The organism is Vibrio sp. V04_P4A5T148 (genome assembly GCF_963875605.1).
In the GTDB taxonomy this organism is placed as follows: domain Bacteria; phylum Pseudomonadota; class Gammaproteobacteria; order Enterobacterales; family Vibrionaceae; genus Vibrio; species Vibrio anguillarum.
On sequence record NZ_CAWNMS010000033.1, the window covers coordinates 1 to 24,079 of the forward strand.

The following is a 24,079-nucleotide window of genomic DNA, read 5'->3' on the forward strand; positions in this document are numbered from 1 at the left end:
AACTTACTCCACCGTTTTAACTCACCATTTCAAAGATATACACATAATTAATTAATGATCACATCATTGATAAGTGAAGATTATTCTTACTTATGTAAAAACCAGTTTACACTGGTTGCATTGAAATTGTTTGCATATACAAAAAAGCTAACCTAGAGTTTTTGAACCTGATGTATTGAGCCGTGAACGCTCAAAATGGTGTTCAAATTTACTTTTAACTTATTTTAAGGAATGACAATGAGTACTACAGTTTGGAATGATGGACGTAGCATTTCACTAGCAAAAGGTGATACCGCAACTTGTGAAGCACTTAAAGCTGGCCAGCTATATGCCATCTTTTTGTATAACGCATCTGGAGAGGATCATGATATTCCGGTGAATGTTAACATTGGTAACGGCTACCCACCCAAAACAGTGACAGTGCCTGGTACAACGGGTAATAAAGGCTTAGCCGCCTTAGCCTTGGTGTCAGGTAGTAATACTCAAACCGTTTCGATCTCGATCTCTGATCAGCAGTCTGGAGGGAAGGTTGATGCGTGGATTGGCAGCGTAGGGATGCCAACCAATACTTCAGGTATCAATAACATGCCATTACCCTTCAATGGCGATACCAACTCGTATGGTAAGCGTGATCGCTACTACGCCGTGCCAGAAAGCCGTTGGTATCAACTAACCATTAGCAGTCCACAAAATCAGTTTATTTCTGTTCAGTTTATTGAAAACAAAGCGAAAGTCTTTATCAATAACCCAGTAGGTGACCCAGGTAACGTCATAATACCGACAGGTACAGTGACCGAAGGCGCCGACTACGAGATCATCAAACCAAAAGACTTACCTCAAACCATTACCTATGATGACCAAGGTAGCGGCCGCCAAAAAGTGTGGATGAATGCGGATAGTCAGCAAAACTCTTCAAATTCGACCATTGTTGCTCAGTACCTATAAATAGCCATGATGCTATAGAAGATTAAGTACATGGCGAAAACAGGCCAGCCAGTTCCGCTTGTCACGTCATTGCCCAGAAGGCGTTTCTTACGTTCATCCGTCGGAATCGCCTGTCTGGGCGTATTTCATTTACTCTCACCTTCTTCAGCATTCGCCACTTTTGATCCAAGCTCTAGTGATCCAGCGTCTGGTTCTCGCATCGATTGGGATGATGGCCGATTAATTCAATTGGAAGAAGGGCAAACCGCCAGTTGTACTTCACTGGTGTCCGGTCAAATGTATTGCGTGGTTGTCTACAATTTATCTCAACACGACAGAAATGTTGAACTGACCATAACTTGGAGTAACCAACAGCCCCCGGCTACGCTTATCGTTCCCGGAACCACAGCAGGCGAAGGTAATGCCTCTTTGATTCTCATCTCTGGCAGCGATACCTCTACCATTTCTATCTCTATCACTCAAGGCAATGGTGGCAAACTCGAATGTTGGTTAATCAGTACGAGTATGCCTACAAACTTCCAAGGGCTAGAAAGCAAAGAACTGCCAGCAGATGGTAGCGCTTACCACCTACCCAAACAGCTTATTTACCATTCGGTGATGAACAGCGGCTGGTATCACCTGACCATTATCAATAAGCAAACTCAATCCTTTGTTATTCAGGTTTCATCTCAACAGTTGATCATTTTTGTCGTCAATCCGGTTGAACACCCAAATCTCAACCTATTGGCGTTAGGTTCAGTTCAAGAAGGGAAGCAGTATTTGCTTCAAATGCCCGCCTCGGGTGAGCAACCTCAGTACTCAAACGCGCTTATACAGGGGAAAGGTGAACAACTGATTTGGTTTGGCGCATCCAGTCATCAAGACTTGGAAAATACCATTATTTCATTACAGTCACTGTATTTACCAAACAGCGATGACTCAATAATAATCCCAGAGACGATAAAAGGCGGGCTAATTTGTCGACCTTTAGGCGATGTGCAATAGAGCCACATCGTATTCAATGCCTACAGCCCAGCCCACACCTTGACTCTAGAAAGTATGCAAAAACCGTTTTGAAAGATTAGCAATGATTTTAGCGATGACGAAAATGGCCCATTCGATAGAAAAGAAGCGAACAGAGCAGCAAGCCGCAGCCGAAAATCTTATTCGCTGGCATCGATTCATCATAAATCAGCACGCTCAGAACCAGTGTCCAGATTGGCTCAAGCAGCATTAATATCGCCGCATTGGTGGGGTTGGCGTGCTTTTGACCTACGGTTTGCATCAAATACCGCAAACTGGTGGCGAGTAATACGCTCAGAGCAAGCCACTTCCACGTCATCAAACTTATTTGATCTGGCCATGACTCAAACAGTAAAGAGAGTAATACACCAAGGCAGCCACCAACAAACAGTTGTAATGTAGTGAGCAACATCGGCGGCAGATTAGCCGAGAAACGACTGTTAAAGTTAAAATGCAATGCCAAGCTAAAGGCCGCAGCCATAAACCACAACTGACTGGTCGCGACGACCCACTCCCCATTCCACGACAGTAAAAAAAGCCCAATCAGTGCAATGGGTAGCGACAACCAAAATGCGCGCGCCGGTTTAGTGCCAAACAGCGGCCATGCTAATAATGGAACAAACAGCATAGAGAGGCTCATGATGAATGCGCCCTCGCCTAGCGTATCGCTAATGGAAATCGCGTGGATCCAGCAAAAAATCGAGCCACCTAGCAACACGCCCACACTCATCGATTTTAAACAATCGTGCAGTGAAGCTTGGCGCAGCGCTTTAAGACAAAATGGCAGTAGGCACAGCGACGCTAAAAGAAAACGCACACCAATAAAGCCAAAAGGCGGTAGGCCTTGAATGGCTTGTTTAGAAAACACCCAGCCCGCAGCGGCCAATAAGGTCGTGATAACTAAAATTAATTCTGCGCGTCGGTTTGCGTACATAGCTTGGCTTATCGTGAAATGAGTAGGAGGACGATTGTAACGAGATTTTTGATCGCACGTTACTCTCGATTACTTTTATCGTTAATGGTCAGAGATCCGCATGGAATAAAAAGACGGCCTACCGAAGCAAGCCGTTGTTCTTAAAAAAAATAGAAAGGGTTATAGCGCTTTAACCAATTCCGCAATTCCCTGCCAATCACCTTTATCCATCAGATCTGTCGGTACCATCCACGTACCGCCACACGCCACTACGGATTTAATCGACAAATAGTTTTGAACGTTACTTGGGCTAACGCCACCTGTTGGCATGAAATTGACCGGATAAACCGCCGTCAATGCTTTGAGCATTGCCACGCCACCTGAAGGCTCTGCTGGGAAGAATTTCAATGTGCGCAAACCCATTTCCATTGCTTGCTCAACCAAACTTGGGTTGTTGACGCCCGGAACAATTGCCACATGACGTTGCTGACAATATCTCACCGTGGTTGGGTTAAAACCGGGGCTGACTACAAAATCCACGCCCGCTTCAATGGCTTGGTCTACTTGCGCCGTGGTCAGTACTGTCCCTGCGCCAATCAGCATCTCTGGGTAGGCGGCACGCATCAAACGAATCGATTCTGCAGCCGCTTCTGTTCTAAAGGTCACTTCCGCGCATGGCAACCCATTTTCAACCAACACTTTGGCCAAAGGGAGCGCTTGGCTAGCATCATTAATCGCAATCACAGGGACGATTTTGATTTCTTTCAATCGTTGTTCAAGAGTTTTCATTTCATAACCTTATAGTAAAACGCTTTTTATAATAAGAAGCTTAGGACAGCGACAATCACAAACGCGATGCTACCAAGCAGTGTTTCCATCACAGTCCAAGTTTTGAGTGTGGTTTTCTCATCCATTTCCATCAAGCGAGAAACCAGCCAGAAGCCTGAGTCATTAAAGTGAGATAGTACCGTTGCACCACCAGCAATCGCAATCACGATAAAACATAAATCCAACTCACTCAAACCGGTGGTTTGTGCCACAATTGGCGCAATCAAAGCGGCGGTGGTGGTTAATGCCACGGTGGCAGAACCTTGCGCCACACGTAAGCAAGTTGCGATCACAAATGCCGCGACTATGATAGGCATGCCTGTATCGGATAACACGTCAGCCAATGCTTGGCCAATGCCACTGGCGCGTAACACACCACCAAACATGCCGCCCGCACCTGTCACAAGAATTACCGCACAGATAGGCGCTAACGAGTCACTGCACAGTTTTTCCAGCTTGTTCATTCCAAAATCTTTGGCAAACACCAGTAAACAAGTTAGCAGAGTCAGCAACAGTGCCACCGGGGTTTTACCCAACATGCGCAAGAATTCAACCAATGGTGCTTTGCCGTCAATCACGCCTGCTACCGCAAGGGTATTAAGACCTGTATCCATAAAAATGAGCAGCACAGGCATCACTAAAATCGCTAATACCGTGGCAAATTTTGGCAATTTATTTTCATCAATAATTTGCTCGGTATTAAAAAACGCTTTAGAGAGTGGAATATCAAATTTCTTACCCGCATACAGGCCAAAGAGGTAAGCGCCAAAATACCAAGTAGGAATCGCGACCAAGATACCAACAATCAGCAACAGACCAAGATCAGCACCTAAAAGCTCTGAAGCCGCAACTGGCCCAGGATGAGGCGGCACAAAAGCATGCATCACGGCAAAAGCACCGGCTGAAGGCAGCGCGTATTTCAATGGTGAGCCACCAAAGCGCTTCGCTACACTAAAGATGATCGGCATCATCACGATCAATCCCGCATCAAAGAAGATGGGAAAACCAAACAGTAATGAAGCAATACCCAGTGCAAACGGCGCTTTTTCTTCACCAAAGCGGCCTATCAAGGTATCGGCCAGCACTTTAGCACCGCCCGTCACTTCTAAAATTTTGCCAATCATCGCACCTAAGCCGACCAGCAAAGCAACGGAGGCTAGGGTTCCACCAAAACCAGACATCATGGTTGGGACCACTTTTTCCGCCGCAACGCCGGTGGCAATTGCAGTGCCAAGGCTGACTAAGGTTAATGAAGCGAAGGCGTGTATCTTCAACTTCATGATTAAAATCAGTAGTGCTGCAATCGCACATCCCGCGATTGCTAATAGGTAAGCAGGGTTACTGCTTTGAGTCATCAATTCCATGTTCTTCACCTTATATCACGTATTGTTTTGTTTGTGTTTCAGTTCACAAATCTCTAAGTTACGGGTAACATGTTACCGATAACATGGATAAGATAAAGTCATATTTCCAAGTGAATTTAAAAAATGAGATCCAGCTCAGAATACCACTCAAGGAGTCCGTATGACTGGTAGTAGCATTATTGTAATGGGCGTATGCGCCTGCGGAAAAAGCACTGTAGGCGCGAAACTGGCCCAGAAATTAGGGGCGAAATTCATCGACGGTGACGACCTTCATCCAAAAGCCAATATTCTCAAAATGGCAGGCGGAGAGCCGCTAAATGATGACGATCGCAAACCTTGGTTAGAGCGCATCCGTGACGCGGCTTTTAGCTTAGAGAGTAAAAATGAGCACGGCGTGATTGTTTGCTCTGCGTTGAAAAAAACCTACCGCGATCAAATCCGTGACGGTAACCAAAATGTGACCTTTCTCTTTCTCGATGGCAGTTTTGATTTAATCATGAAGCGCATGCAAGCGCGTAAAGGCCACTTTATGAAAGCGAACATGGTGGAAAGCCAGTTCAATACGTTAGAGCGCCCCGACAACGAAGTGAAAGTCGCTATCGTTGATATCGATACGGATATTGATGAGGTTGTAGAGCGCGCCCTAGTGGCATTGCGCGAGCTCACTTTAGATGGTCAAAAGGTGTCAGCATGAGTACAGCCTTAAACCCAACCATCACAGCCGTCACCGAACGAATTATTCAGCGTAGCCGTACTTTGCGTGATGAGTTTCTCAACCGCGCCAAGGCACAGCAGCACAGTGGCAAGGGTAAAGCATCACTCTCTTGTGGTAATTTGGCTCACGCCGTCGCCGCCTCTTGCTCTCAAGAAAAAGCGCACATTCTCGATTTAACGCGTTCTAACTTAGCCATTATCACAGCATACAACGACATGCTTAGCGCGCACCAAGTGTATAAAGATTACCCTGAGCAAATCAAAAAAGTGCTCGCCCCATTTGGCCACACGGCTCAAGTTGCTGGCGGCGTTCCGGCGATGTGTGATGGCGTAACGCAAGGCCAAGCGGGCATGGATATGTCGTTGTTCTCACGCGATTTGATTGCACAAGCCACGGCATTTTCACTCAGCCACAATATGTTTGATGGCACATTACTGCTCGGTATTTGCGATAAAATTGCGCCCGGGCAACTGATGGGCGCGCTGGCGTTTGCGCACCTGCCAACGGCTTTTATTCCCGCAGGGCCAATGTCCACTGGCATTACTAATGATGAGAAAGTCGATGTTCGCCAAAAACACGCGGCGGGTTTGGTTGATGATAGCGCGCTGCTGAATATGGAGTGCGCTTCGTATCACTCCCCGGGCACTTGCACTTTCTACGGCACCGCCAATACCAACCAATTAGTGTTTGAGGCGATGGGTTTAATGCTGGCAGGGTCAGCGTTTGTCGCTCCCTTTTCCCCATTGCGCCTTGCATTGACGCAACATGCCGCAATCCGCCTTGCCGCCATGAGCGATGGCACGGCGCATTTCCGTCCACTTTATGAGGTGGTGACAGAAAAAAGCGTAGTCAATGGCCTAGTGGCTTTGCTCGCCTCTGGTGGCAGTTCAAACCATACCATTCATTTACTGGCTGTTGCTCGCGCGGCGGGTATTGTGCTGACTTGGCAAGATATCAGTGATCTGTCTGACGTCGTTCCTCTTGTGGTGAATGTTTACCCCAATGGTTCGGCTGATATCAATGAATTTGAGCTCGCAGGCGGCGTGCCCATGTTGATGACGCGTCTGCATCAAGCGCAGTTACTTCACAGCGACGTAAAACCCGTGTTTGGTGAATTTGCAGATCAGCTAAAATCACCGCAATTAGTGGGCCATACGTTAGAGTGGCAAGCGTGTACTCAAACTAAAAACCCCTCGGTAATCGCCCTGCCTGATAAGGTATTTCAGCGCTCTGGTGGCATTAAAGTGTTATCGGGTAACCTTGGGCAAGCGGTGATCAAAGTCTCTGCCGTGGCTGAGCAACATCGCATTGTTGAAGCGCCCGCCAAAGTGTTTGCTTGCCAGCATCAGGTTGAGCAGGCGTATCAACGCGGCGAGCTCAATCAAGATTGCGTAGTTGTAGTCCGCTTCAATGGGCCAGCAGCCAATGGCATGCCTGAGCTGCATAAGTTGATGCCGATTTTGGGCAACTTACAAAAAGCGGGCTATCAGGTTGCGTTAGTGACCGATGGTCGTTTGTCCGGCGCTTCTGGTAAAATTCCTGCGGCTATTCACGTCTCACCGGAAGCATTAAGAGGCGGCGCAATTGCGCTTATTGAAGAGGGAGATAGGATCCGCGTCGATGCGGTGACAGGCCGATTAGAGAACTTAACGCCAACCGAAGGCCGCGATATCGCCACCTGTGATACTGAGCTCACACAGCAAACTTGGGGGCGCGATCTGTTTAAAGTGTGCCGAGATAATGTCTCTGCCGCCAATCAAGGGGCTTCGTTCCTCTACCCTAATTGATACAACATGAGCTTGATGTAGCCATTGAAGTGACAAACCCAACCACTTCAATGGCTGAATAACAAGCTGACTACAGGCTCTCGCCATCGGTGACACTAAAGCCTAAGTCGAACACTTTCTGCTCAATCACTTCACCAGCCAGTGCGGACAATAATAGCTCAGCACTTTTCTTGCCAATCTCAAACCGAGGCGTTTCTACACTGGTTAGCTTTGGCGAAATCGCTTGACCTATATCGAGCGCGTTATACCCCACGATTGCAATATCTTGAGGAATCTTCAGCCCTCGATGTGCACACTTCATCATGGCACCAATTGCAATGTCATCATTAGTGCAGAAGATGCCGTTGATCTCTGGCCTCTCTTCTAGGGCTTGTTCGAGTAAATCACCGCCGAGAGTAAAACTTGAATGCTCTTGAGTTAGGATATGAACTGCGGTTAAGCCTGCATCTTGCATTGCACGATCATAGCCATTCATCCGCAACTGCGTTCGAGTATCAAGACGCGCACCGAGATAGGCAATATGCTGTTTGCCACTATCAATCATCTGCGTCACCACATGATACGAGGCCTGCTCGTGATCCAACCCCACCGCCATATTGATCGGCTTGTCTGGCAGCTCCATCGTTTCAACCACTGGCACACCCGCCGCTTTTAGCATTTGGATGGTACGTTCGGAGTGGTGCGTTTCGGTCAAAATAAGACCATCGACTTGATACGACAGCAACGAGGCAATTTTCTCCTCCTCTTCTTGCACGTTATAACCAAAGTGGGCAATAAGTGTATCGTAACCTCTTGCTTTGGTTACCGACTCAATCCCTTGAACTAAATTGGCAAACACTTGGTTTGACAAGGAAGGCAGAAGAATACCAATCGCCTTACTTGACGATTTCGACAACATCGCCGGGGCGCGATTTTGTATATAACCTAATTCTTCAATCACTGCGGCAATTTTTTCTTGGGTTGCCAATGCGACCGAATTGGGGTCGCGTAGAAAACGGGAAACGGTCATTTTCGTCACCCCCACGCGGTCTGCGATATCTTGCAGGGTAGGCCTAGTTTTACGTTGCATACTGCTCATTTTTATTCTGTTTTCCAACTGAATGTTACCGTAACATTAAACCTCATGACGACTGTGCATTTCAATCTTTATATCACCTCGCTAAGCTCATACACACAGAGGCAATGGCGTAATTTGTGTGACCAAGTCGCACAATTATCAACAAACTGATTAATAATCCCTAAAATGGGCTTGCTTTCTTGCCTCCTCACCCCAAAAAGAGAGTAATGTGAGGCAGAAGCTCTCCTTTTCATGGATCTTTGATTCATCGCAAGGCGCTTTTCCCCCTGCCAGATTAATTAATAGCTTCTGATTTTGAAGCTGCATTCTAAGGAAATAATAATGTCTGATACACCCACTACCGTTGAATATACCGTTGAAACCCTAAAGCCTGTTGTTGAATCTTCCGGTTCTATTTGGGGTTATGTGGCGGGCGGTGTCGTGCTTGCAGTCGTTCTTGGTTACTTTGCTTTTAAAAAGCTCAACAAACCGGCCTTTGTCATTAAGCAAATGCGTAAACGTAACCGCAAAGAGATGAAAAAACATGGTGTGGAAAGTGCCGAAGCGATGGTCGATCTCGATCTTCTACTCGATGCAGTACAAGAGTACGCCACCCAACAAGCAATGAGTGGCACAACCATGGTGCAACTGTTAGCGCCATTAAATGACGCCAATAAAATGAAATCTGCAGGAGATTTCTATCATTCAATGGCCTACATTGCCAAAAGCATCAATAACCCGACGTTGGCTAAAACATTACAGAACAAATCAAAACAGGTTCGTTCAAGCTCGCCACTGATGGCTGGCCTGCTCAAGCGTGCTGGCGTTTAACTGGCACTACTGCAAAACCTGCGATGTGGGTGTATTACCATCACCCACATCTAAAAGTTTTCCCCTCAGTTAAGGCTGAAATGGCAGTGATGAATGGTGCAGAACAATTCGCAGTTGGCCCTGTTCATCTTTCTTAAATGCCCAGCTTTTATCCACCACGGTTTGCTTTCCTTTATTGTCGATGAGCTTAACATGCCCCATGGTTAGGGCTACATCGCCGTTGATATAGACTGCTGCATTATCAAAGCTGTACTCCTTCCAACCTTTTAGTGCAAAGCCAGAATCTTGTGGGTATTGCTTATCACTGCCGACAAAATACGATAGCGCTCCGTCCGCTTTTGTACGAAAGGTTTGATCCCCACTGGCAAGCGTAGGTTTGAAAAGCACCGCACCTTGTTGGTAGCCATACGCTTGGTCTAACACTTGCTGTGCCAATTTCTTCGCTTCAGCATGACCTTTTTGTTCATAAGTCTGGCTTATCTTGATTAACGCTTCTCCCCAAGCTTGCTGGGCATCAAGCACCTCTTGATGGCTAATATTGTTATTAACCAATAAATTAGAAGCCTGAGCGGACAGCGGTAACAACCCGCAAAGTAATAATGCTGAAATAGAAATTCTTTTATGTGTACGTTGCATGATGAAGACCTTATCTAATTATCTAGTTGATGGGAGTAATGTGGTTGATGGGAGTAATTTACGGCCTCTCGATGAACCTAAACCATGCGCTTAGATTAACTTCAGATGAATATTCTTTACCCAATACCAACGGATCGCTTACTCTGCTCATCTATTGAATTTATGCGGCGATCATTATGTTTCGTTATCAATTATCTCTCGTACTGGCTCTGTTACTCACCCTAATCTTAGCCCAAGCTGGCACCGCTTTATGGTCAAATAACGTCGCTAATGAGCACATTCAGCGCGGACAGATCTCCAATCAAATCTTGCAAAGCTTTATGCAGTTGAGCACGGAAAAACAGCAGTTGAAAATTTGGCTTGCCGAGTATTTATTGACCAAAGATGGCAGCACGCTCAAACGAGACATGCGCTTTTCAAAGATTGAAGATTTGCTCAGCGAGCTCTATTTGCTAACCGAGCAAGCACAACAACACGGTATCACCAACCAAGACTTTGCCGAGATCACTCAGCAAATCAAAGTCATTTCTCTCTTTGAAACTAACTTTGGACGATTAAAAACAGCGCTTCGATCCTGGGAAATCGCAAAAATCACAGACAATAATGATCGCTGGCTTTTACTCAGTGACACCTTTGATAAGGTGGATAACACCGACCTACGCCAGCTGCTGAATCAAGCTATTTCTCTACAGAAACAACGTACTGCACGCTATGAAGCGGCAGCGATGAAATCATTATCTGATGTAGAAAATGTCATTGTAACCTTATCATTACTAGGGGTAGTCTTGGGCTTGCTACTCGGAGGCTGGTTACTGCGCACCTTATCCAAACCGTTAGCTGAACTGCTAAAAAGCACTTCAGCTTTAGAACAAGGCCATCTTAACCATCGAGTATCGGTCAGCGGGCCAAGTGAGCTCAGAACCCTAGCCCAGCATTTTAATTACATGGCACAAAGCCTTGAAAATGCGCAGCAAAAAGAGATCGCTTCGCGTCAACTCATTGAGCGAGAAGTTACTGCACGCACCCAAGAACTCGCCAATGCACTCGAAACATTGGAGCAAGCTAAACGCCAGCAGAAAGAGTTTTTTGCGAACGTCAGCCATGAATTGCGTACTCCCGCAACGGCCATTTTAGGAGAAGCGCAAATTACCCTTCGCAGTCGTCAAAATAGTGATGAAGAGTATCGACAAACGCTACAGCGTATCAATGAATCGGCAACCCACCTTTCCTACCGGATCGACGATTTATTGCTGCTTATCCGTCAAGATGAAAAGCTGTTCCAACCGACTCTTATCCCTATCACCTTAGAGAGTCTATGGCAGTCGGTGACGAGACAAGCCACCCTTTTAACTCACGCGCATCAAGTGCAACTTGAATGTCTTCACCCACAACAGGCAAACTGGCAAGCTCGGATCTTTCATACTGATTTAGATAAGCTACTGATGACCGTGCGAATTATCGTCGATAATGCATTGCGCTATGATCCACATCACCAGCCTATTACGCTCACTCTGCTAGTTGAGCCCCAGCAATTTCATCTTCAATTGCAAGATCACGGTATTGGCATTGACCAAGAGGACCTCGCACAGATTTTCCAACGCTATTTTCGGTCCGAAAACGGCAAACGCTATCGCCCTGATGGCTTGGGGATTGGTTTAACGCTGGCTTATAACATTGTGCAACAGCAACGCGGAACCATCGCATTCCAAAGCCAATTGGCTCAAGGCACAACCGTTACACTTACCTTTGAACTGGAAGAGGAAGAATCATGAGAATTCTTTTAATTGAAGATGATGCCAGAATTGCCAACTTTATTGAGCGAGGGCTCAAAGCAGAAGGTCACCACATTCAGCGACTAAATGATGGGCAATACGCACTTGAAACACTCATAAGCGGCGAGCCCGATCTTTTAATTTTAGATCGAATGCTTCCGCACACCGATGGATTAACTCTTTGTCAGCAAATACGTGAAGCCGGTATTGATGTGCGCATTTTGATGCTTTCTGCACTGGGCGAAGTTGAAGAACGGGTTCGGGGCCTACGCATTGGTGCGGATGATTATCTGGCAAAACCTTTTCATTTTGAAGAGTTACTGGCTCGCCTAGATGCGCTGCAACGTCGACATTCTGACTCTGCGCCAATGCCCACTCTGCACATTGCAGACTTAACGCTCTGCTTATCAACCATGACCGTAACACGGGCAGGGCAAGCCATTGAGTTAACCGCCAAAGAACTCTCCATATTAGAGCTATTGATGCATAAACCCGGTCATATTTTTAGCCGAGAACGGATTCTTGCTAATGTTTGGGGCCTCCATCAAGATCCCCTAACCAACGTAGTCGATGTGTATATGCGTCGTCTACGCAAAAAAATTGATGACCCTTTCTCATCAGCACTGATTAAAACTAAACGCGGTATGGGCTATTTTCTCGATAAAAATAGTGGTGAGCAACGCACAGGAAATGGATAAATTTAACTCTTATCTAACAATTAGTTATCTGAGAAATTTAATATTCGTTCCGGTGCACAAATTTGCATACCTATAGTTAACATTTGTAGTTCATTACAGTATTACTGGTCATAAGTTCAGGGCAACCACAAAACGACATCGAGAGTTCATTTCACTAGGTGACTTCTCAATGCCGTATTTGAACCCTCCAGCTGTAGACATAACCACTAACCGAGTTCTTACGCCTACCCCTGCCGTTCATTAAGCTTGCCCACCAGCCGTTTTTAAATTGTTCAGGAGACTCATCATGAGTGACATTGCACTTTCTATCAGCATTCTCTCGCTGGTAGCTGTGCTGGGTTTGTGGATAGGGAATTGGCGCGTCTACGGTGTTGGTTTAGGGATCGGCGGGGTGCTGTTTGGCGGCATTCTCGTCGGTCACTTTACAGGCATGTGGGGTGTGGTTCTTGACTACAATACGTTGCATTTTATTCAAGAGTTCGGCCTTATCCTATTTGTGTACACCATTGGTATACAAGTCGGACCCGGTTTTTTCTCTTCACTTCGAAGCTCAGGACTAAAACTCAACGCCTTTGCCGCACTGATTGTGTTGCTGGGCTGTGTGGTGACGGTCGCGCTTTACTATCTGTTTGATGTGCCTTTACCTGTTATTCTTGGTGTATTCTCCGGTGCAGTCACCAATACGCCATCATTAGGCGCAGGGCAACAAATCCTGACTGAGTTAGGTGGCCAAGAGAACATGCTTGACCTGACGGGTATGGGTTATGCGATTGCTTACCCCTTTGGCATATGCGGTATTTTGCTTACCATGTGGCTGCTCAGAATTGCCTTTCGTGTCAGTGTTGACGCCGAAGCCGAAGACTTTGAGATCCACAACGGCCACAAAAAAGAGAGCTTACACACCATCAACGTTGCGATTAAAAACCCCAACTTAAATGGCCTGCTCTTAAAAGACATTCCCGCGCTCAGTGATGGCGATATTGTGTGCTCGCGCCTCAAACGTGGTGAACACCTTTCAGTACCCAAACCCGATTCACGAGTTGAAGTGAATGATTTGCTTCATCTGGTCGGCGATAAAAAAGCGTTAGAAAAAGCACGCTTGGTGATTGGCGAAGAGGTCGATGCATCACTTTCGACACGCGGCACTGAGCTGCGAGTACAGCGCTTAGTCGTCACCAACGAGATTGTGCTTGGTAAAAAGCTGCGCGATCTGGATTTAAAAGAGAAATACGACGTCGTCGTTTCGCGTTTAAACCGTGCCGGGGTTGAGCTTATCCCAACCAGCCAATCTACCTTACAGTTTGGCGACATTCTCAATTTAGTCGGGCGTCAAGAAGCGATTGAAGCGGTCAGTGGCATGGTCGGCAACGCGCACCAAAAATTACAGCATGTGCAGATGCTACCAGTCTTCGTTGGGATTGGACTTGGGGTATTACTCGGATCTATTCCGTTTTATCTACCGGGATTCCCCGCCGCCATTAAGCTCGGCTTAGCTGGAGGACCGCTGATTGTCGCACTGGTTTTGGCGCGTATCGGCAGCATTGGCAAAATGTATTGGTTTATGCCGCCCAGCGCGAACCTTGCTCTACGAGAAATTGGTATTGTGCTGTTTTTAGCCGTAGTCGGGTTAAAATCTGGGGGTAATTTTGTTGAAACCTTAGTGCAAGGCGATGGCGTCAGTTGGATGGGCTACGGCATGTTAATCACGGGTATTCCATTGATCACTGTCGGAATACTGGCTCGTGTTTTAGGCCATATTAACTATCTCACCATCTGTGGCATGCTAGCAGGCTCGATGACCGATCCACCCGCTCTTGCTTTTGCAAATGCGCTGCACGAAAGCAGCGGCGCTTCTGCGTTAGCATACGCCACTGTCTATCCGCTAGTAATGTGCCTACGCATACTCTCACCGCAAATATTGGCGTTAATTTTATGGGCAATATAGCGAACGGTTAATATCAAGCAAACTAGAGAAACAAAGTGGGTCGCTCAGTACCCACTTTATTTTGCTGCGTTGATAATGCTCCCACACAGCAACGTCTCACCGAATCTCTACAGCATAGGAACAACGGACAGTAGCAGCAACGCGCCCATCGCGCCGTTAAACCAGCGGACATAACTTGGGTGATTCATCCAGTGGCTCAACTGTTTACCCGCCGCAGTCCAAACACTGACCGACGGAATGTTCACCAAAGCAAACACCAATGAAATCAGCATTAGCTGCGCCCAGCTCGCACTTTGGTTAAATACACTCACCGCAGTCAGCGCCATCGACCAACCTTTGGGGTTGACCCATTGAAACAGTACAGCCGAAACAAATGACATCGGTTGATACTGCTTCTCTCCCTGCGAAGGATTACTCAGCGCAATTTTTATCGCCAAATAGACCAAATAAATGGTGCAGGCAATTTGCAAGCCTTGTTGCAACATAGGATAACGATGGAATAAACCCGTTAACCCAACACCAACCAACAGCACCATAATGCTAAAACCAAACGTTACACCAAGCATATGCGGAATAGTGCGCATAAAGCCCACATTCGCACCAGATGTCATCAGCATGATGTTGTTTGGACCCGGTGAAAAGGTCGAAACAAAAGCAAAAGCCACCAGTGGCCACCATTGTGTGTAATCCATCTTCTTTCTCTATTTAATAATGATGAACAAATAATAATGGTATCGGCTGGCAATATTGTGCTTATATTGGTCAATACCACCAATATTGAGCAATAAAAATAAGCCATGGACAGATTTGACGAGAGAATATTGCAAGAGCTACAACTTGATGGCCGAGTCGCGAATGTAGAACTGGCTGAACGCATCGGCTTATCGCCCTCCGCCACGTTGCGCCGCGTGCAGGATCTCGAGCGTAAGCAGATCATTAAAGGCTATCGAGCGGTCTTAAATAAAACCCAACTTGATGTCGGGTTTGTCGCTTATGTGGCAATTGGCTTAAACAGCCACACGAAAAAAGCGCAGCTCAGTTTCGAAGAACATGTGCGCTACGCCAAGGAGGTGGTCGAATGCCACAATATTACCGGGATGAACGAATATTTGCTGCGCGTCGAAACCAAAGATCTCAGCGCCTATAAACGTTTTCACGCCGATGTGCTTGGTGAGTGCTTAACGGTGAAATCGATCACCACCATGGTGGTCATGGACTCTCCTAAAGACGAACGGCAATAGTATTTACGCCATCACTTTTAGCATTCGGCAAGGTGCGCAAGGTACTAAGATAAGTAACTACCAAAAACTCATCTCATTCTAACGATTGAATTTCTTAAGCCTTTATTAAGAAAAGATCTTTATAAGTTCCATAACGTCTTCTCATCACACGGTATGTTATGGAACCCACAATGAAAAATCCTCGCTTCTCATACGCAAGTATTACCTTGTTGCTTGCTCTCTATTTCAGCTTGGTACTCAACATCCCTATTTATGCCAAATTGGCACAGATTTTTTCGGCTACTGAGCAGTTCAATTGGGGGTTTGCGTTCTCAATACCGATTTTTTTCTTTTTGGCGCTGAACCTTATTTTCCAACTGTTTTCGTGGCCTTATTTTCTAAAACCTTTTTTTGCGGTCTTACTCATCCTTTCTGCTGTGGTGAGTTATGCGAGTTACAATTACGGCACGATTGTCGACCGAGACATGTTGCTCAATGTCGTTGAAACCAATAGCAGTGAGGCAGGCTCTTATGTCAGTCTCTATTCCATTGTCTGGATCTCAGCGTTGGGCATCCTCCCTGCTGCTCTATTACTGCTTTCGCCACTTAAAGTAGAAAAATCCATTTCCCGCTTTTTAGGCTATAAAGCGCTATCAATATTGCTCTCTTTACTCGGCATCGTCATTATTGCGGCGCTGTATTATCAGAACTATTCGTCGGTTGGACGCAACAATAGTTACCTCAAGAAAATGATCATCCCCACTCACTTTGTCTATAGCGCTTATGGTCTTGTGAAAGATCGCTATTTTACCGAGCCCGTGGTGTATCAAATTATCGGCGCTGATGCGCAGCAGCAACCGAAAATTACCCATAGCCGTGATGCAGAAAAACCAACCTTAGTCTTATTTGTGCTAGGAGAAACGGCTCGCGCACAAAATTACCAATACTATGGCTACACACGTGATACCAATGCTTATACCGCGCCTTATCAGCCTATATTTTTCAGTGATGTCGCCTCTTGTGGTACTGCGACAGCGGTCTCTGTACCTTGTTTATTTTCCAATATGAATCGTGATAATTTTGATCGTACCAAAGCGGATAACCAAGACAACGTCCTAGATATCTTGCAGCGCGCAGGCGTCGACCTCTTATGGAAAGAAAATGATGGAGGCGATAAAGGCGTCGCGAAAAATATTCCGCAGAAAGAGCTGGATAAAACTGCGCGAGAAGGCCGATGTGACGGCAGCACTTGTTATGACGTCACAATGCTAGACAACTTAGATGAAGAAATTGCCAACCAAACTGGTAACCGAATGATTTTCATGCACATTATTGGAAGTCACGGGCCAACCTACTTTAAGCGCTATCCTAAAGACATGGCGAAATATCAACCTGATTGCCCAAGAGCGGATATTGAAAATTGCAGCGTTGAGCAGATAGTGAATACTTACGACAACACTATTCGTTACACAGATTTTGTTTTGGCGCAGCTGATTGAAAAGCTAAAATCACTGCAAGCGCAATACAACACCGCATTGATTTATGTCTCCGACCATGGGGAATCGCTGGGAGAAAATGGACTGTTCTTACATGGCATGCCGTACAGCCTAGCACCCGATGATCAAACTCAAGTACCGCTTTTAGTCTGGTTATCTGACGGATTCGCCCGTACGAAAGGCGTGAATCAAACCTGTTTACGTCAAACAGCCACTCAGCCCTATGCTCACAGTAATCTCTTTCACTCTTTACTTGGCATTATGGATGTATCAACCAATGCATACGAGAAAGCGCAAGATATTTTTGCGCCATGCCGCTAAAGAGTGTGGATAAAAACAGAAGAGACCCGTTAACTTAGATAAAAACAAACCCTGAAGATGTTGCTGTCGTTGTGTCTCGGCAGCAACTCGACGGTGGCATTATGCAGCGCGGCGATATCACGGCAAATCGACATTCCAAGCCCTGCCCCATCGCCTTTTTCACTGTTAGCTCGATAAAAGTTATCAAATATTTTTTCTCGGGCTTCGTTCGTGATGTTGGGGCCGCTATCAGTCACATTCACTTGAATAAACTGATCATCGCCATGCAACGTAATATCAATGTGACTGTGTACGCCAGAATAGCGCATCGCATTATCGATTAAGTTTTTAAACAACACGCCGAGTAATAGCTCATCGCCTTGAACCGACAAACTCTGCCCTTCAAAGCTCAATTGTTGGTCGTGCTTTAAGGCTAACGGCGCAAGGTCTGCGATAACTTGCTTAATAGAGACTGAGAGATCGACCGTTTGTGATGACAATTCCATAGTGCTTTCGACTTTGGCTAACATCAACAACTGATGAATAAGGCGGTCAGTACGCTCAATACCCTTAAGAATCATGTCCAGATCATATTTCAGTTGCTGCTCATTCTGGCTGAGCATGGCGTTTTCGGCATTTAATCTCAATACCGTCAGTGGTGTTTTAAGTTCATGAGCGGCCATACGCGTAAAGCGCTTCTCTCGCTGCCAAGCCAATTCTAATTGAGCCAACAGTTGGTTGAGAGTCTCCACTAATGGTGAAAGTTCGGTGGTTTGTTCTGTAACGTAAATGCGATCCAACTTGTGAACACTGCGAATGGCAATCGCCGATTTTAGCTCTTGCAGTGGTTTAAAACTTCGTCCAATAAGCATCACCAGCACCAAGATAACGCATGGGATCAAGATCAATTGCGGCAACGCGGTCGACAGTGCAATTTCATTGACCATTTCATCACGAATACTCTGTTTTTCCGCAACCAGAATGTATTCCGAACCGTGATCAGGATGAGGTTGCGCCAATTGAAAATAACGCCATGTTTGGCCATCAATGGTGACGCTGCCAAATCCATTATTGCTGGCATTGCTGCTAAAAGCGGGTTGCTGGCTATCAGAGCTGTACATCAACTGACCATCTCGATAAAACTGAAACAGAATGTACCGCTCATAAGGGTGACCATACTGCGTTGCCATCTCCTTGTTGGCTTGCGAAAGACGTTCAATGCTTTGCATCCACTGATCAAACTGTTGATGAAGATCGGCATTGTCTCCTTCTTTTATAGAGACAGAAGTCGCCATCAACAGTAATTTTGCCGATTGACCTAAGCGCGCATCGTACACCTCCTCAACTTCATGTTGAGCAGTAGAAAAACTGAAATAAAGAGAAATGAGCAGTAAACTACCGCTTAACCATACAGCCGACTGTGTTAAACGACGTTTAATCGAAAAGACTTTTTTATTTTTCAATCATATACCCCACACCACGGATATTTTTGATGACATTTTCTGGCATTTTTTTACGCAAGTTATGAATGTGAACTTCGATAGCGTTGTCACTGCTGCCTTCGTCCCAGCCATGAAGCGCTTGTTGCAATAGCTCTTTGCTCATCACTCGCCCTGCTTGAGTGATCAAACTGGCGAGAATTTTATATTCATTGCGCGTCAGTTTGAGGGGTTGCTGACGATATTCAATCTCCTGTTTGGAAAGAGAGAGGCTCAGATCACCAATCGAAATCAGAGCCTCGGCGCTGCCCGAGCTGCGACGAATGATAAGCCGTAGACGTGCCAGTAGCTCTTCTAGCGCAAAGGGTTTACCTATGTATTCATCGGCTCCACCATCTAACCCTTTGACGCGATCGCTAATATCATCACGCGCCGTTAGGATCATCACAGGCAGCGAATAACCGGCGTTTCTAATGCCGCGCAACACCTCAAGACCATCCATATCCGGTAAGGTTAAATCCAAGATCACCGCCGAAAACTGTTCAGTTTTGAGCGCACACGCCACGCCGCCACCTTTTTCTAGCCAATCCACCGTATAGCCTTGGCGAGTCAACGCCACCTGCATTGACTCGCCCAGTTGTTTGTCATCTTCGACTAATAATAAACGCATACGTTATTTTAAATTCTCCAACAAAAGGGCAATTTCTTGCTGACGCCCAGCATCGGCAATCGCTCTTTGTGGCCTTGCTGGTGCTTGTTGTGCTTGCAACAGGTACTTTCTTGCTTCATCGGTTCTGCCTTGCTCGGCAAGAAAATCACCGTAAAAATAGTTGGCATCAATTCCTGTCGGGTTAATCAGCAGCGCTCTTTGCAGCAACTCTTCCGCTTTAACGTCGTCGCCAAAAGCCACTGGCCAGCCGGGCACTTTGTAATATAAGGTGCCTAAACTTGTAAAAGCCGAGCCATCTAAAGTATTAGGCGCTTGATCGATAACCTCTTCGTACAATAATTTCGCCTCTTTCACTAAAGATAGCGCACCCAACCCACCTTTTACGCCCGCTAATGAGGATTTATTGATGGCAAGCCACACTTTGAGTTCTGGACTGTTACTTGATTTCATCTCTAATGTGTTACGCATAATGACACGTTCAAAACAACGTTCTTGATCATCGCTCGACTTCATTTTGTATTGGCATTTGGCCCAATCAGATTGAACCTGAGCTAAAGGGGTGATCGCAAAAGCGGGTGTCGTGCTTACCGCAAAGATGACCAATGCACTGGCCCATTTAAACACAGTTTTCATATGTTGTTCTCCTTGAATTATCACGCTTTAACGGTTCAAAAAGGCAAGAATGGTCGCTTGCTGCTTTTTAATTGCCGACGAAATCACTGCTGGCCATAGTTGATTTAATCGCACCAACACTTTTTCAGGCCAGCCAATCCAGCGAGTTGTTGATTCGCTTTCGAGCATACTAAGCACATGTTGGGCAACAACCTCTGGCTCATCACAGTGATTGCCTACGGCTTGGTTGAACTGGTTCACCGTGTCATTATTTAGCTCGGTATTGGTCGCTCGCGGCGCTAGGTAAAGTACCTTGATACCCGTCCCCTCAAGCTCACGCTGCATCGCTTCACTAAAACGGTGCAACCCTGCTTTGGTAGCGCAGTACGTGGCATAACCCGGGTAACCAATAGCCCCTAAACTTGAGCCAATATTTAAAATAATCCCCGGTTTATTCAACCAATGTATCGCCGATTGAGTCAGTTGCATTGGAGCAAGTAAATTCAAATGCAGCTCCTGTTGCACTGAAACTGCGGTTCGTCTGGCTAATAAGCGAAACTGGTTAATGCCCGCATTATTGATCACCACACTGATTCGTTTCTGGCCCATAAAAAAGCGCTGAATGAAGGTGTTGATCTGCTCTATTCCTGACTCTGTGCTTAAATCTGCACTCAAAATCAGATGCTTCTCAGGCATGGGTAGCGTTTGCCGAAGTTGCTCGAGTTTTTGACCATCGCGAGCCACCAGAACTAGACTGGCTCCTTGCTTAGCAAGCAGCAATGCGATGCGTTGCCCGATACCACCGGAAGCGCCGGTGAGTAAAACATGTCGATGATTAAGATCCATATTGCGACCTTACACCTTGCGAAGCTAAATCTTGCGAACCTGCATGCACCATTGACTCGCAAGGAAGCGGTAGTTCTCGCAACATCTGCCCATACAGATCAAACACCATGTTTGCAGAGCGGATGATGGCCTCTTGATCGGATACACACTGAATGTTGTTCATTAACGATTCAAAAAAACGGATGTGCCCTTGGTCAAGTTCGCTGTGCGAAGTGAGATAAGTCATCGCCGCATCAGGAAGCTCCAAACGCTGTTTGACTAACCGTGCGATATTCCCACCGACACCCACACTGGTTCCTTCAAGTACCCACACCATGCCAAATAAACTCAACGGGTTGGAGCGATCAATCTGGTGATAGAGATACGCCACCATGAGTTCGATGGAAGCGCTGACCCGCCCTGCACCCTCATTATGACGCACTGCGTCCACATCACCACCGCACGCTTTAATATCGTTCAAGATCCACTCTTGGTGGCCTTTTTCTTCATCGATGTACTCGGCAATCGCCGTTCGTACCCACTCATATTCATCGCCTAAGCGGCTGCCGCATGCCATCAGCAGTGGCACCGTATGTTTAACATGGTGATAAGCTTGAGTGAGAAAACGAATATACATCTCTAGGCTGATCTCTCCTCTTGCGCAGGCATCAAATACCGGAGCTTGCAACATCTGCTGCTGTGCTGGCTCAGTTTGTGTTTTTAAAATATGGAAAAATTTGCTCATTTTAAAGCTCCTCAGCCATTGAATAGAAGGAAGGAATAGAGATAAAAACCGTCTGTGGATTAGTGGTGTGGTGCGCCAAGCGAGCCTCTTGCAGTGCGTTTTCAATAGCTAAGCGTTTTGGGCGACCATTAGCGGTCAGCCACTTTTGCCAGCAATGAGTATCGCTCACCAACCAAAGCTGCGTGATGTGTGCGTAATCGGGCAACACGCTATTGAGCTGTTGCACGCGCGTAACGAGATCAGGTAAAGGACTGTCACTGACGGCCGTGAGGCCAGCCTGCCCGTCGCCCACCACCACAAATCGATGGTGTGCAATCAAAGCCAATGCTTGAGATTCAATCCATTCAGGGGCCACGTTACGCCCAAAACTGGTGATGATGAGGTTCTTTTTACGCCCGATGATGGTTAAAAAACCCTCATCATCGATTGTGGCCATATCGCCAGTTGACAACCACTCGTGGCTAAACGGCTCACCTAAATACCCCAAAGCCGTGTTGCCTTTAACTAACAATTCGCCATCTTGTGCCAGCGAAACCTGAAGATGAGACAGCACCTGTCCGCACGACCCCGGCTTATTTTGTTGGGGTGTATTCATACTCACGACCGAAGCACTTTCAGACAAACCATACCCTTCAAAAGCGGGAATGCCGAGCTGGCGAGCTGCGTCAATTAATTGGGGAGCCACTCGCGCCCCGCCCACGGCAACCCAGCGTAAAGGCAGCGCAAGAGCTGGGCTCTGCTTGACGACTTCAATTAATGCCAGCAATAGCGCAGGCGTTAGCACCAAGCTTGACGGCTGAAACTGTTGTAGTGCGAGTGCGAACGTTGCACCACAGAACTGGCTAGAACCGGTCAAACCTACTTCGCTGCCACAGACGACTGTTGATGTCACACCCAGAACCAAAGGAACATACACACCCGTGATGTTTTCTAACAAGGTTGAGAGAGGCAGCATCACGAGGTGACGCTCAACTTGCGCGGACATTTTCTCTGCGATCGCCAGCGTGACCGCTTGCATGTTTTCGTCACTCAAACACACCCCTTTCGGCGTTCCGGTGGACCCAGACGTAAAGGTGATTTTTTGCGTCAAAGGCAACACCTGTGCTGATGGATTCGCCAAATAGACAAAAGCAGGTAGATGGCTGAGCGTTGAGAAAGGTTCACCTAGCGTTGGCCAATCACCTAAGCAAACATCAACCCCTGATTCATACAGTAAGTGTTCAACCTGTGCCTTGCTAAAGAAAGTAGGTACAGGAACGAGCACTATTTTTGCGTGCATGGCCGCAAGATCGATGATCACCCAATCCAAACTATTTTCAGCTTTTAATGCAATACGCTGAACCTGCCACTGGCGTAATGTGCGTGCTGTGGCTTCCACCTTTTCTAAGAGCTGTTGATAGCTCAGCGCTATCTTTTCTTGTTTGGCATTGTGCCCAATGAAGGCAATGCTATCTGGCTTTTGCTGCGCATGTTGATGAAGCGCCGATAAAATTCGGTTCATAGCAAAGGCCTCACGCTTGTTTCTGGTTTAAATGAAATCGGTTGAGCAACGCCAGCCCCTGCGCCAAATTTCCCGCTAAAATTCGAGGGCTGTGTTGGTAATAACTGCCCCAAATTTGGTTGGCGTTAGGAATGCAAGATGCTGACGCTTTCGCGATCAATGTCGGTTGTAAACCAAATCGACGCATCAAAGCATGCAGTGGATCCGTTGCTGTAAAAACGCACCATTCATACCCTAAATCAACCAGCTGTTGAGCGATCAAAGTAAAGTGCAGCGCCGATAAACCACGACCAAAAGAGGCCAGTTGGCCAAATTCAATCAAAGCACTTCGGGATACTCGGCAATCAAAACGCTGCGATAAAATTTCATCGGCAGGTTGGTCAAGGTATTGTTCGAGAAATAGAGGCTCTTGCTGCGCTACGCGAAAACCGCATACGGATTTCATTTCGTCATGATCAAGCAAAGCTAAATAAGCCGGCATAAAAGTAATAAGGCGTGCATCAAACGCTTGCTGATAACGCTCGCGCACAAGGTGTATGGCTTCCAACCAGCGAGGATGAGAAGGATCAATTACGGCCAATTGCAGATCAGATGCTGAGCGTATGGTTTTCATCGGCATTTCCTTTTTGCTTACTCTGTAAACAAAAATAACGGACGTAACTTAAGAATCCCTTAATAAGAGATTTTTTCTTCAACTCAATGAATCAGGAGCCGTTGAATATCCGATACCACTTAGCTCACTAACAAATGTGTGGCCAAATCTGAACTGAACGATTTT

Annotated in this window: 23 protein-coding genes; 10 read left to right on the forward strand and 13 right to left on the reverse strand. The window is 46.5% G+C overall.

Annotated elements, in window-relative coordinates:
* Positions 1–237 precede the first annotated feature (237 nt).
* Positions 238–945: a hypothetical protein gene (locus AACT18_RS06375; protein ID WP_017045127.1), complete on the forward strand. Its 708-nt coding sequence runs from the start codon at positions 238–240 to the stop codon at positions 943–945.
* Positions 946–975: 30 nt separating this feature from the next.
* Positions 976–1,929, forward strand: a complete 954-nt coding sequence (locus tag AACT18_RS06380; RefSeq protein WP_017045126.1) for a hypothetical protein — start codon at positions 976–978, stop codon at positions 1,927–1,929.
* A gap of 88 nt (positions 1,930–2,017) precedes the next feature.
* Here AACT18_RS06380 and AACT18_RS06385 read toward each other — a convergent pair whose 3' ends face one another.
* The 3 genes from AACT18_RS06385 to AACT18_RS06395 form a co-directional block, all read right to left on the reverse strand.
* Entirely contained in the window at positions 2,018–2,881 is an 864-nt protein-coding gene (locus AACT18_RS06385) for a DMT family transporter (RefSeq protein WP_017045125.1), read from the reverse strand.
* A 159-nt stretch (positions 2,882–3,040) separates the two neighbouring features.
* On the reverse strand, positions 3,041–3,649 hold the full coding sequence (locus tag AACT18_RS06390) for a bifunctional 4-hydroxy-2-oxoglutarate aldolase/2-dehydro-3-deoxy-phosphogluconate aldolase (protein WP_094125445.1): 609 nt from the start codon (positions 3,647–3,649) through the stop codon (positions 3,041–3,043).
* Positions 3,650–3,675: 26 nt separating this feature from the next.
* On the reverse strand, positions 3,676–5,052 hold the full coding sequence (locus AACT18_RS06395) for a GntP family permease (RefSeq protein ID WP_094142984.1): 1,377 nt from the start codon (positions 5,050–5,052) through the stop codon (positions 3,676–3,678).
* 160 nt (positions 5,053–5,212) lie between these two features.
* Here AACT18_RS06395 and AACT18_RS06400 point away from each other — a divergent pair, with 160 nt between their 5' ends.
* The gene (locus tag AACT18_RS06400; protein ID WP_013856467.1) at positions 5,213–5,746 is read left to right on the forward strand and encodes a gluconokinase; all 534 of its coding nucleotides are present in this window, start codon (positions 5,213–5,215) and stop codon (positions 5,744–5,746) included.
* Positions 5,743–7,554: a phosphogluconate dehydratase gene (gene edd / locus AACT18_RS06405; RefSeq protein ID WP_094125134.1), complete on the forward strand. Its 1,812-nt coding sequence runs from the start codon at positions 5,743–5,745 to the stop codon at positions 7,552–7,554. The genes AACT18_RS06400 and edd overlap by 4 nt, the downstream gene beginning before the upstream one ends.
* A gap of 70 nt (positions 7,555–7,624) precedes the next feature.
* Here the strand turns inward: edd and AACT18_RS06410 are convergent, their stop codons facing one another.
* On the reverse strand, positions 7,625–8,632 hold the full coding sequence (locus AACT18_RS06410) for a substrate-binding domain-containing protein (RefSeq protein ID WP_026027817.1): 1,008 nt from the start codon (positions 8,630–8,632) through the stop codon (positions 7,625–7,627).
* Between the two features lie 321 nt (positions 8,633–8,953).
* Here AACT18_RS06410 and AACT18_RS06415 point away from each other — a divergent pair, with 321 nt between their 5' ends.
* Entirely contained in the window at positions 8,954–9,442 is a 489-nt protein-coding gene (locus AACT18_RS06415; RefSeq protein ID WP_010319103.1) for a hypothetical protein, read from the forward strand.
* A gap of 69 nt (positions 9,443–9,511) precedes the next feature.
* On the opposite strand, the gene AACT18_RS06420 is transcribed toward AACT18_RS06415, so the two are convergent.
* Positions 9,512–10,078, reverse strand: coding sequence for a phosphoribosyl-AMP cyclohydrolase (locus AACT18_RS06420; protein WP_088728990.1), 567 nt, complete (start codon positions 10,076–10,078; stop codon positions 9,512–9,514).
* A 176-nt stretch (positions 10,079–10,254) separates the two neighbouring features.
* On the opposite strand from AACT18_RS06420, the gene AACT18_RS06425 reads away from it, so the two are divergent.
* The 3 genes from AACT18_RS06425 to AACT18_RS06435 all read left to right on the forward strand — a co-directional run bounded on the left by AACT18_RS06425 (position 10,255) and on the right by AACT18_RS06435 (position 14,493).
* Positions 10,255–11,850, forward strand: a complete 1,596-nt coding sequence (locus tag AACT18_RS06425) for a sensor histidine kinase (RefSeq protein ID WP_094125133.1) — start codon at positions 10,255–10,257, stop codon at positions 11,848–11,850.
* Positions 11,847–12,548 carry a response regulator transcription factor gene (locus AACT18_RS06430; RefSeq protein ID WP_094143215.1) on the forward strand — a complete coding sequence of 234 codons (702 nt, stop codon included), beginning with the start codon at positions 11,847–11,849 and terminating at the stop codon, positions 12,546–12,548. The genes AACT18_RS06425 and AACT18_RS06430 overlap by 4 nt, the downstream gene beginning before the upstream one ends.
* 286 nt (positions 12,549–12,834) lie before the next feature.
* Positions 12,835–14,493: a putative transporter gene (locus AACT18_RS06435; protein WP_094125281.1), complete on the forward strand. Its 1,659-nt coding sequence runs from the start codon at positions 12,835–12,837 to the stop codon at positions 14,491–14,493.
* 107 nt (positions 14,494–14,600) lie between these two features.
* Here AACT18_RS06435 and AACT18_RS06440 read toward each other — a convergent pair whose 3' ends face one another.
* Complete coding sequence (locus AACT18_RS06440) at positions 14,601–15,185, reverse strand: LysE family translocator (protein WP_013856459.1); 585 nt, start codon at positions 15,183–15,185, stop codon at positions 14,601–14,603.
* Positions 15,186–15,290: 105 nt separating this feature from the next.
* Here AACT18_RS06440 and AACT18_RS06445 point away from each other — a divergent pair, with 105 nt between their 5' ends.
* Both AACT18_RS06445 and AACT18_RS06450 read left to right on the forward strand, forming a co-directional pair.
* A complete protein-coding gene (locus AACT18_RS06445) occupies positions 15,291–15,734 on the forward strand; it encodes an Lrp/AsnC family transcriptional regulator (protein ID WP_094125280.1) in 444 nt (147 codons plus the stop codon).
* 158 nt (positions 15,735–15,892) lie between these two features.
* Entirely contained in the window at positions 15,893–17,530 is a 1,638-nt protein-coding gene (locus tag AACT18_RS06450) for a phosphoethanolamine transferase (protein WP_094125963.1), read from the forward strand.
* Between the two features lie 29 nt (positions 17,531–17,559).
* On the opposite strand, the gene AACT18_RS06455 is transcribed toward AACT18_RS06450, so the two are convergent.
* The 7 genes from AACT18_RS06455 to AACT18_RS06485 are packed head-to-tail and all read right to left on the reverse strand — an operon-like array spanning position 17,560 to position 23,920.
* Positions 17,560–18,972: a sensor histidine kinase gene (locus AACT18_RS06455; protein ID WP_094125964.1), complete on the reverse strand. Its 1,413-nt coding sequence runs from the start codon at positions 18,970–18,972 to the stop codon at positions 17,560–17,562.
* A complete protein-coding gene (locus tag AACT18_RS06460) occupies positions 18,962–19,618 on the reverse strand; it encodes a response regulator (RefSeq protein ID WP_013856454.1) in 657 nt (218 codons plus the stop codon). Before AACT18_RS06460 ends, AACT18_RS06455 begins: the two co-directional genes overlap by 11 nt.
* A gap of 3 nt (positions 19,619–19,621) precedes the next feature.
* Positions 19,622–20,251: a tetratricopeptide repeat protein gene (locus AACT18_RS06465; RefSeq protein ID WP_050990508.1), complete on the reverse strand. Its 630-nt coding sequence runs from the start codon at positions 20,249–20,251 to the stop codon at positions 19,622–19,624.
* A 27-nt stretch (positions 20,252–20,278) separates the two neighbouring features.
* Positions 20,279–21,076: an SDR family oxidoreductase gene (locus tag AACT18_RS06470; RefSeq protein ID WP_017047061.1), complete on the reverse strand. Its 798-nt coding sequence runs from the start codon at positions 21,074–21,076 to the stop codon at positions 20,279–20,281.
* Positions 21,066–21,800, reverse strand: coding sequence for a TenA family transcriptional regulator (locus AACT18_RS06475; RefSeq protein ID WP_094125965.1), 735 nt, complete (start codon positions 21,798–21,800; stop codon positions 21,066–21,068). Before AACT18_RS06475 ends, AACT18_RS06470 begins: the two co-directional genes overlap by 11 nt.
* 1 nt (position 21,801) lies before the next feature.
* The gene (locus AACT18_RS06480) at positions 21,802–23,301 is read right to left on the reverse strand and encodes an AMP-binding protein (RefSeq protein WP_094125966.1); all 1,500 of its coding nucleotides are present in this window, start codon (positions 23,299–23,301) and stop codon (positions 21,802–21,804) included.
* A 10-nt stretch (positions 23,302–23,311) separates the two neighbouring features.
* Complete coding sequence (locus AACT18_RS06485; protein ID WP_013856449.1) at positions 23,312–23,920, reverse strand: thermostable hemolysin; 609 nt, start codon at positions 23,918–23,920, stop codon at positions 23,312–23,314.
* Positions 23,921–24,079 lie beyond the last annotated feature (159 nt).